The organism is Catellatospora tritici, from assembly GCF_019083965.1.
Lineage (GTDB): Bacteria > Actinomycetota > Actinomycetes > Mycobacteriales > Micromonosporaceae > Catellatospora > Catellatospora tritici.
This window is the reverse complement of the sequence record NZ_JAHRCY010000035.1, coordinates 19,217-26,568: the sequence shown is the minus strand read 5'-3', so window position 1 is coordinate 26,568 and position 7,352 is coordinate 19,217. Positions and strand designations below refer to the sequence as shown.

The 7,352-nt window shown below is 68.5% G+C and carries 6 protein-coding genes; 4 read left to right on the top strand and 2 right to left on the bottom strand.

The genetic code is table 11. From position 1 onward, the window contains the following. Positions 1 to 140: 140 nt before the first annotated feature. Together KUA19_RS39810 and KUA19_RS39805 are read left to right on the top strand one after the other, a co-directional pair. Positions 141 to 374 carry a DUF202 domain-containing protein gene (locus tag KUA19_RS39810; RefSeq protein ID WP_217404812.1) on the top strand — a complete coding sequence of 78 codons (234 nt, stop codon included), beginning with the start codon at positions 141 to 143 and terminating at the stop codon, positions 372 to 374. Between the two features lie 199 nt (positions 375 to 573). After that, a complete protein-coding gene (locus KUA19_RS39805; protein ID WP_217404810.1) occupies positions 574 to 2,415 on the top strand; it encodes a DnaJ C-terminal domain-containing protein in 1,842 nt (613 codons plus the stop codon). 120 nt (positions 2,416 to 2,535) lie between these two features. Here KUA19_RS39805 and KUA19_RS39800 read toward each other — a convergent pair whose 3' ends face one another. Both KUA19_RS39800 and KUA19_RS39795 read right to left on the bottom strand, forming a co-directional pair. Beyond that, positions 2,536 to 3,660: a trypsin-like serine peptidase gene (locus tag KUA19_RS39800; RefSeq protein WP_217404808.1), complete on the bottom strand. Its 1,125-nt coding sequence runs from the start codon at positions 3,658 to 3,660 to the stop codon at positions 2,536 to 2,538. Between the two features lie 885 nt (positions 3,661 to 4,545). Then, entirely contained in the window at positions 4,546 to 4,893 is a 348-nt protein-coding gene (locus KUA19_RS39795; protein WP_217404806.1) for an ArsR/SmtB family transcription factor, read from the bottom strand. A 195-nt stretch (positions 4,894 to 5,088) separates the two neighbouring features. On the opposite strand from KUA19_RS39795, the gene KUA19_RS39790 reads away from it, so the two are divergent. Together KUA19_RS39790 and KUA19_RS39785 are read left to right on the top strand one after the other, a co-directional pair. Continuing rightward, the gene (locus KUA19_RS39790; protein ID WP_372452018.1) at positions 5,089 to 6,915 is read left to right on the top strand and encodes a phosphoenolpyruvate carboxykinase (GTP); all 1,827 of its coding nucleotides are present in this window, start codon (positions 5,089 to 5,091) and stop codon (positions 6,913 to 6,915) included. A gap of 91 nt (positions 6,916 to 7,006) precedes the next feature. Further along, positions 7,007 to 7,213, top strand: a complete 207-nt coding sequence (locus KUA19_RS39785) for a DUF2795 domain-containing protein (RefSeq protein WP_217404804.1) — start codon at positions 7,007 to 7,009, stop codon at positions 7,211 to 7,213. Positions 7,214 to 7,352 lie beyond the last annotated feature (139 nt).

Here is a 7,352-nt window from a genome sequence, read left to right as displayed (position 1 = left end):
CCGATGCCCCGTCCATGTTCGACCACGTATCGAGGCAGGGAAAGAGCCGAATAGACCTTCGGGTGTCCGCTACCCGTCAGCGCCACCCGTACGCTGGACGACTAATCTGCGACCTGTCACCGAGCCGAGGGAGATCGTCGATGGCGCGTATCCGCATGTGGCTGGAGGCTGGACTCGCCGCGGCCGCCGCGGGGCTGGCCGTGCTGACACTGTTCATCCCGGACTGGATCGAACGGTTCTTCGACGCCAAACCCGACAGCGGCGAAGGCGAGGTCGAATGGCTGCTCGCGGCCTTGTTCGCCGCCGCGGCGGCGGTGCTGGCGCTGCTTGCCCGCCGCGACTGGCGCCGGCTGCACGCCGCCGCCGACCACTGACCACCGACAGCCCGAGAGTGGCGGCGGACCGGTCCCGGTCCGCCGCCTGCGCCCGCATGGAGCTTCCCGTAGCTGGCACCGTCATCGACGGGCTCTACTCGGCCGGAACCAACTCGGCATCGGTGCCGGGCCACAAGATCGCTCGCAGCGTCGCGAACCCGACAGGCAGCCCGCTTATCGGCGGCCCCATCATGTGTTGGTGCTCACAGACGGCTCCGAAGAGGACGGTCTTCCCGTCGTCGACCTGTACCCGTGGCAGGCACGCATCGGCACGGTGAAGCCCATCGTGGCGCGGGTGGGCGACCGGGAGCGGACCGTGCGGGTCCGCATCCCGGCCGGGGTGACCAACCGCGCCAAGCTGCGCCTGCCCGGCCAGGGACTGCCGGATGCGACCACCGGACGCCCCGGCGACCTGACGGTGCGGGTCCGAATCAACACCCGCCGGCCGGTGGCGCACCTGATCGTCGCGGCGGTGGTGCTGGCCGGGACGTCCAGCAACGCGCAGCTGGTCTCGCTGCTGCTGGGCACGATCTGGGTCCTGATCACCCTGGCCGCGGGATATCTGCGGGCCACCGCGGGCCAGACCCGGGCCAAGCCGTCGTTCACCCAGGACCTGCGCCACAACATCTGCGCCTTCGGCATCCGGTACCTGGCGCCGGTGGGCGCCGCGCTCGCGTTCTTCGTACTGCTGGCGATCTATCTCACCCTGTTCGGGGACTCGCTGAGCCTGTCCTGGCTGCGCGACATGGAGCGGCTGTTCAACGACGTCTCCGCGTTCTTCTCCGACGAGCTCCAGCTCAGCGAGGCGGGCGTGCTGCTGGTGCTCGGCGCGGTGTACCTCGTCAGCGTTTGGCTGCTGTCGACCTGGTCGCGGTGGCGGCTGCGGCTGGCCCGGATCCTGCGGCGCGTTGTCGACGCGTACTGCGACTGGAGCGGGCCGCTCGGGGCTGGACTGGCGACCCTGGCGGCGCTGACCTTCTTCGGCGTGCACCTGGGCCAACCAGCGGCGGACGTGCAGCTGCGCATCGACGCGACGCAGGACGGGTATGCCGCCGTGGCGCAGCGGGCGCAGGCTGAGCTGTCCCAGCGCGTCACCGAGCAGCTGCTGTCCAAGGCCAAGGACTCGCTGCCGCCGCCCTACCGCGACGCGCTGAACCTGCCGCCGCATGTCAGCACGGCGGTCGCCGGGATCGCGGCGCATCCGCAATACCGGCTGAGAACCAGCAGCGCGCAAAACATGTTCATACGGGAGTCGACCCGGGCGCAGCAGGCCGAGCAGGTGCCGGAGACGCTGCGGGTCGAGGAACCGGCCACAACGCCATACATTCCGCCGGACACGACACCGGGCGAGGTGAGAACGGCGCGGGAGGCCTTCGGCCAGGTCTCGCACCGTGCGGGCACCGACCTGATCGACTCGGGTCGCAAGAAGTTCGTGCTCCAGGTGCAGAAGCTCGTCTCCGAGCAATTGCGCGCCGTCACCCGCCCGCTGACCGACGCGTACCCGATCCTCGACCCGCTGATCCAGGTGGTCACCGAAGCCGTCGACCAGTCGGTGCAGGACCGGCTCGGCGTCTCCTACGACCGGATCATGGACACGGCGCTGCACGACCCGGATCAGCTCGGTTCGATGGTGAGCTCGGAGGCGGAAGCCATCGTCTCCGCGACCGACCTGAGCGGTCCGCTGAGCCGGGCCGGCCCCTACGCCGAGCAGACCAGCACCGACCTGCGCAACACCCTGAACACGCTGCAGGCTGGCCAGGCGGACATCGAGCGGCGGGCACAGGCCGACAGCGCCCTCATGGACCGGCTTATCCCCCAGCTCGGCGCCCCCAGCGAGTACACCCGTGTCTGGGCGTTGGACCAGCTGCTGGACCTGGGCCCCCGGGTCGATGCCACGCACCTCGGGCAGCTGGTGACGAACATGCGGGGCTTCGGGCTGGATCACCAGTACGCGGCCTACGTCGTCGGCCACCTGGACTCGCCGCTGGTCGACGCCGCGCTGCGCGGCGAGGCGAGGCGAATCTGCGGCTGCGCCCACTGACCGACGTGGGTTCGCGGCGAGTGCGCGGTGGACGCGGACAGGGCACGGTCACCTCGCTGAGCGAGGCGACCCCGTCGACGGGACCAAGCGCGAGGCCATCGAGGTGATGGCTGCGCGCTGCTATGGATGGTCGCTTCGAGCCCGGATGGCGAGATCGACGAGGTCACCGCCACCGCTTGCCCCGTTGCTGTCGGTGTCTTGCCACGACTGGACCGCTACCGCTCTGGGACCGACGTCGCCCGCCCAGAACCCGAACATGGGTCCGCCTGACTGACCTGGGAAGACGTCGGCCTGGTGGTAGAGCACCTGATGGGCGTCGTCTTGCTCGTCATCACCGTTCATGGTGAATCCGCGCTGGTAGGTCGGCCGGGAGACGCTGGTCAGATCTTGTGGGTAACCGATGTGCCACCAGTTCGGGTTCGTGTCCCAAGCGTCGGTGTAGCGGCGAGTTCCCAGCCACCCTGTGCGGTCTCCGATCCTGTCGTTGAGGACCAGGACCGTGTAGTCGTACTGGCCCTCGTCGCCGTTGCTGAACCCGTCGTTGTCGTCCCGCTTCACTGAATACACGTGGGTGGCATAGGTCGCTCCGAATGGAGCGTCACCGTCGTAGTACGAAGGCGTGAAGGTGAGCCAGTCGGCTGCGAAGCCGGGAGGTGGGGTCCAGTCGATGCCGTGGTTGCAGGTCAGTAGGTGCCGTGGGCCGACCATGACACCGCTGAACGGACCGAGGTTGGTCTCGCACCGACCGAAGGCGCTCCAGGGGTAACTCGTGTCCCGGAACACGCGCCGGTCTTCGTCTCCGAAACTCGTCGTGTTGTACCGGAGGTCGGGGTCGAGCCGCCTCGGAATGCGATTGCGTGCCTGGATGAGCTGCCGCGGCTCGACGTCGAACCCGAGATGATCAGGGATGTGGGCGTCCATGAGGTCGCGGTACCGCTCCTCGTCCAGCCGCTCCCGGACCTCGACGACCTCGATACCCGGAGGGGAAGCACGCAGGCCGAGACGCGTCCCGCCCACCTCGAGCCGGATCTCGTAGATCTGCGCGTCCTCGGTCTCGTGTCGCCGCTCTACCGGGATCACCCTGGCCTCGACGGTCAGGCCCTCGGGACCTCCGGTCACGAAGAGGGATCTCGACAGCGTCCCCAGGTCGCTCAGTCGCGCCGGTCGACCGGGAAAGTGACTGGACAGCTCCTCGTAAGGAAGAGGCTCCGTCATCGCGTCTTCGCGAGGAAGAGGCTCGATCATCGCGCGTCTCCATCCGCCCGAGGTCCCGGTTGGACCTGCGCCAAGGTCGCCCGCATCTGGCCACTGATCAGGCCAGATCCTGCTCAGACCGAGCGTAGGCGAACTCGATTGCGGCGCGCGCGGTTTCGTCCAGCACGGCACCGCCGCGCTGCCCGTCCTGGCGTGAGGGTTGGCTGCTAACCTGCGGCAGCGCCGGGACGGCCGTCAGCCGCCTGTGCGGCGCCGGCCGCTGCGGAGCCAAGGCTACGTACCGCACGGGCGAGCGGGAACGCCAGCAGCAGCAATGCTGAGGCGATCGCGAGTTGGACCACGCTCAGCCGCTGCCAGCCCGTGGTGTCCAAGGGCGCGGACCAGTGCAGTATCGCGGGAATGTCCGGACCGGGCAGGACGTCGAAGAGATGCCACCAGACGGTCTCGTACGCGGCGGTACCCAGGCACGCCGACTGATGTCGAGGATCAGGGCAGCCAAGCACAGCAGTATCAGCACCAGCACGCCCATGCCCGTTCCGGTGCAGGCCAGAAATGAGTACTCGGACACGAGCCCAACGATGGCGGTGACCGACGGCTTTGATTGACCGGAGAGTCCCGCCGCTAGCGTGATCGACGCGGCACCGAAGACGATCAGCAGTGCCGATGCCGTCCATGCCGAACCGGCCCCACCACCCGAACACCGGTTTGTCGGCCAGTCATGTGCCTGCCGGGCCGCGCGGATCACTTACGGTGAGCAGGGCGGTGGTCAGCAGCCCGGTTGCCCGGCGGCTCCGGCGAATGCCGGTATCACTCGCCGCCGGGCGGGGTGTGCCGGGCGGGTACGAGAGATGGGAGCCCCACCCGGCATCCCCGTCCTGCCTGACACGGCGCGGCGCGGCTGCTCGCCCGCTGCGGCTACCGGCGAGCGGTGGCCTGCTGCGCCTCGCGTAGGTCGTCCAGCAGCCCCACCTGGTTGGCCAGCACCTCGGTCAGGATCGTGCGGGCGACCGCGAGCAGTTCGGCGACGTGTGGGCTGACCAGCGAGTAGTAGACGTTGGAGCCTTCTTTGCGGGTGACGACCAGGTTCATCTTGCGCAGCACCGACAGTTGCTGCGACAGATGTGCAGGTTCGAGACCGACCTCGGGCAGCATCTCCGAGACGGCGTGCTCGCGTTCTGATAGCAGTTCGAGTACCCGAATCCGGGCCGGATGGGCCAGTGCTTTGAAGAAGTCCGCCTTGGCCTGATACAGCGGTTTGCTCACCGGTCCACCCCCTTCGCCGCCCGAAACCGTACCCGACTGCGGCCGCGCCCCCGCTGGCGTCGTTCACCGCATGCCTGACTGTGATGTTGTCGCACCACCCGCCAACTTTACCAGACATCATCACTTGCTAAAGTTAGCAACTTATTGAGGGCTGTGGGTAGAGACACACCCCTCGCACAGAAAGGCATGCAGCTGATGACTGTGGCAACGACGCCCGGCCTGAACTCGGCCCCGACCACCCACCCCCGGCTGCTGGCCTGGGTGCGGGAGGTAGCCGAACTGACCACTCCCACGCAGGTCGTCTGGTGCGACGGCTCCGACGACGAATGGCAGCGGCTGACCGGCCAACTGGTTGACGCCGGAACTCTGGTGCGGCTCAATCCCGAGCGCAAGCCGAACTCGTTCTGGGCCCGCACCGACCCCTCCGACGTGGCGCGGGTCGAGGAGCGCACCTTCATCTGCTCGGCCGATCCCGACGGCGCCGGTCCGACCAACAACTGGATGGCCCCGGCCGAGATGAAGCAGCTCATGACCGAGCTGTACCGCGGTTGCATGCGCGGCCGGACCATGTACGTGATCCCGTTCTGCATGGGGCCCCTCGACGCGGACGACCCCAAGTTCGGCGTCGAGATCACCGACTCGGCCTATGTCGCCGCCAGCATGAAGATCATGACCCGGATGGGCACCCCGGTCCTGGACGTCATGGGCGAGGACGCGGACTTCGTCCCGGCGCTGCACTCGGTCGGCGCCCCGCTCGGCGAGGGCCAGGCCGATGTCAGGTGGCCGTGCAACGACGCCAAGTACATCGCCCACTTCCCCGACACCCGCGAGATCTGGTCCTTCGGGTCGGGCTACGGCGGCAACTCGCTGCTGGGCAAGAAGTGCTACAGCCTGCGCATCGCCAGCGTGATGGCCCGCGACGAGGGCTGGCTGGCCGAGCACATGCTCATCCTCAAGCTCACCAACCCGACCGGCAAGGTCCACTACGTGGCGGCGGCGTTCCCGTCGGCGTGCGGCAAGACCAACCTCGCCATGCTCGAGCCGACCATCGACGGCTGGAAGGTCGAGACCCTGGGTGACGACATCGCCTGGATGCGTTTCGGCTCCGACGGCCGCCTGTACGCGGTCAACCCCGAGTACGGGTTCTTCGGCGTCGCGCCGGGCACCGACTGGACGACCAACCCCAACGCGATGCGCACGCTCGAACGCGGCAACTCGCTGTTCACCAACGTCGCGTTGACCGATGACGGCGACGTGTGGTGGGAGGGCATGGGGACCCCGCCCGCGCACCTGACCGACTGGCACGGCAACGACTGGACCCCGGACACCGGCCGTCCGTCCAGCCACCCGAACTCCCGCTTCTGCACCCCGATCAGCCAGTGCCCGATCCTGGCCCCCGAGTACGACGGCCCCCAGGGTGTGCCGATCTCGGCGATCCTGTTCGGCGGCCGCCGCAAAACCACCATCCCCCTCGTCGCGCAGTCCCGCGACTGGAACCACGGCGTGTTCATGGGCGCCACCCTGTCGTCGGAGACCACCGCCGCCGCCGTCGGGCAGGTCGGCGTCGTGCGCCGCGACCCGATGGCGATGCTGCCGTTCATCGGATACCACGCCGCGGACTACCTCACCCACTGGACGAACATCGGCAAGAACGCCCCGGACGCGGACAAGCTGCCGAAGATCTTCCAGGTGAACTGGTTCCGCCGCGGCGCCGACGGCCGGTTCCTGTGGCCCGGCTACGGCGAGAACTCCCGCGTCCTCAAATGGATCATCGACCGGCTCGACGGCGGCGCCGACGCCGTCGACACCCCGATCGGCTACGTGCCTGCCCCCGGCACGATCGACACCACCGGCCTGGACGTCACCGGCGACGACCTGACCGCGGCGCTGCGCGTCGACCCGGACGAGTGGGCCGCGGAGATCCCGCAGATCGACGAATGGTTCACCAGGTTCGGCGACAAACTGCCCGCGCAACTGCGCACCGAACTGGACACGCTACAGACCCGCCTCCACGCGGTGTAGCAGCGCACAGACCGGCGTGGCCCGCCGTTTCGCCTTCCCTCGGGCGGCGGGTCACGCCCACCATCCACCACACGCGAAGCCAGGAGAACCGGTGACTGTCACCCGCACCGAACTCGCCAACCACATCGAGACCGCCTTCACTGACGGCCCCGCCACCCGCGACCGGCTGCTGGCGCACGCTGCCGGCAGCCATGCTCGGCCCGAGGTCATCGACGTCCTGCACACCCTGCCCAACGGGGTCTACCAGACCATGCGGGACCTGTGGAACGACCTGGCCCACGTCCCGATCGGCGGCTAGCGCCGCAGTCGGGCAGCAGGCGGGCCTGGACGTTCGGCAGTGAGCCGACTCTCAGGGACGAGGTGAGGACAGTGACACGCCACGACAAGCAACGCTGAGCGGCGCTCACCGACAAGGCGATGCGACACCAGTACCCGGT

Bases quoted from the DNA above. Each gene is read 5' to 3' on its own strand.
- KUA19_RS39810 (WP_217404812.1), top strand. From the start codon at position 141: ATGGCGCGTATCCGCATGTGGCTGGAGGCTGGACTCGCCGCGGCCGCC.
- KUA19_RS39800 (WP_217404808.1), bottom strand. From the start codon at position 3,660: ATGATCGAGCCTCTTCCTCGCGAAGACGCGATGACGGAGCCTCTTCCT.
- KUA19_RS39790 (WP_372452018.1), top strand. From the start codon at position 5,089: ATGACTGTGGCAACGACGCCCGGCCTGAACTCGGCCCCGACCACCCAC.